This is a genomic window from Microbulbifer rhizosphaerae (genome assembly GCF_014191725.1).
Lineage (GTDB): Bacteria > Pseudomonadota > Gammaproteobacteria > Pseudomonadales > Cellvibrionaceae > Microbulbifer > Microbulbifer rhizosphaerae.
In genome coordinates, this window is record NZ_JACHWZ010000069.1 from 1 (window position 1) to 1,546 (window position 1,546).

Annotated in this window: 2 protein-coding genes; both read left to right on the forward strand. The window is 48.6% G+C overall.

Going from position 1 to position 1,546, the window contains the following annotated elements:
* Positions 1–130: 130 nt before the first annotated feature.
* A complete protein-coding gene (locus tag FHS09_RS22465) occupies positions 131–388 on the forward strand; it encodes a hypothetical protein (protein ID WP_183464141.1) in 258 nt (85 codons plus the stop codon).
* A 539-nt stretch (positions 389–927) separates the two neighbouring features.
* The gene (locus FHS09_RS22470) at positions 928–1,356 is read left to right on the forward strand and encodes a hypothetical protein (protein ID WP_183464142.1); all 429 of its coding nucleotides are present in this window, start codon (positions 928–930) and stop codon (positions 1,354–1,356) included.
* Positions 1,357–1,546 lie beyond the last annotated feature (190 nt).

Here is a 1,546-nt window from a genome sequence, read left to right on the forward strand (position 1 = left end):
CTCCAGTACGCCCAGGCTGACGCCTGGGCCGGACGGCCTACGCTATGCGCTTCGCGCATAAACAGCGTAGGCCGCCGCTGAGCTCAGGCGTTAGCTCAGAAAAAATATAGACCATAAAGGAAATGAAAATATGGAGTCAGAAATTTTCTACCAGGCAACTCTGCATCATCAATTCTTATTTTACGTTGTTACTCTTGGCGCATTTTGTATGTTCGGAGGGTTCGTTCTCCTCTTTAAGGGTGCAGTGAGTGGGCTAAGCTTTGCAGCAGAGTATCGAGGGTTTAAAGCAGCCCTTGCCTCTACAAGCCCAGGTGCTTTTGTAATTGTGGTGGGCGCGGCTATTATTATCACAGCCGTCACGGATAAATTTCATGTACTCTTACCTTAGCAATCAAGGCCCAGAGCTAACCAGGCGCTGCTGAGGGACAGCCTACTATATGCACCTTTTTGTGTGGCTCTCTGCGCTCGCATTCTCACACAAAAAGCCACATATAGTAGGCTGCCCCAGAGCGCGACGTTATGGCGGCTTGTTCGTAAAGAAAAAGAGCAAAATTTGCGGCGTAAAGTGCTGTGCAAGTAGCCAGCAATTCGGCATCAAAGTCAGTGCCAGCTTGTGGTTAGGCAGTGTTGTTCCTGGTGCCTTCGTTCAAGATCAAAGGCATCGGCGGTCACAAACCAGTATTGTGGGTTGCCAGTAAGAGAATTCATCGGTGCGGGAAGTTTGGTATTCTTCTCCATCTTAATCGGCCGGTGGCCCTCCGCTGCGCTACGGGCAAAGTGCCATTAGCAAGTTCAGCGCGGCGCCGTCCATAACCAGGCCAGGCAGTACGCTCCGGCGCTGCGCGCCTCCGCAGGACGGCCTACGCTATGCGCTGCGCGCATAAACAGCGTAGGCCGCCTCTGCTGGCAACGTTATACGTAAATACGATGAAGCATATTTTTCGTTTTTTATTCCTGGCGCTATTCAGTAGCAAGATTTTTGCTATCGATTTTGCGTGCCCAGATCCGCAACAACTGACTTCAGTTGAAAAATTGGATATTGCCTACAGAAATGCTGAAATAGTATTTTTGGCAAATGTAGAGTTAGAGCTGATAGATGGGACTCCAAATATTAAGTGGCGATACTCGGTAATTTCCCCTGTACTTAAAGGCGAAATAAAAGATGAGGGTTACCTTTTTCCGAGTAGCAAGGCTTGCGAAACTCCAGATGTCTCAGAGGAAGCTGTATTCCTTGTTTTTCTAAACAGTCATAATGACACTCTAAAGCCAGAAAACACTTTGATGGTAGTTTATAACCGAGGCCAAGCACATGAAAAATGGGCGCTTGATTGGGTGGCACGAAAGGCGCATAACTAGGCAATGCAGCCGACGGCTAAGTTTGTGCACTTTTTACGCGGTCGCTGCGCTCCCATTATTGCGTAAAAAGTGCACAAACTTAGCCGCGTCTGATTGCGGCGTTAAGGCGGCTTGTTCGGAAAAAATTTGAGCTCAGCGTAAGGTGAAATTCCTTGCCAATAGTGAGCATTCCAGCAACAGAGATTGTGCC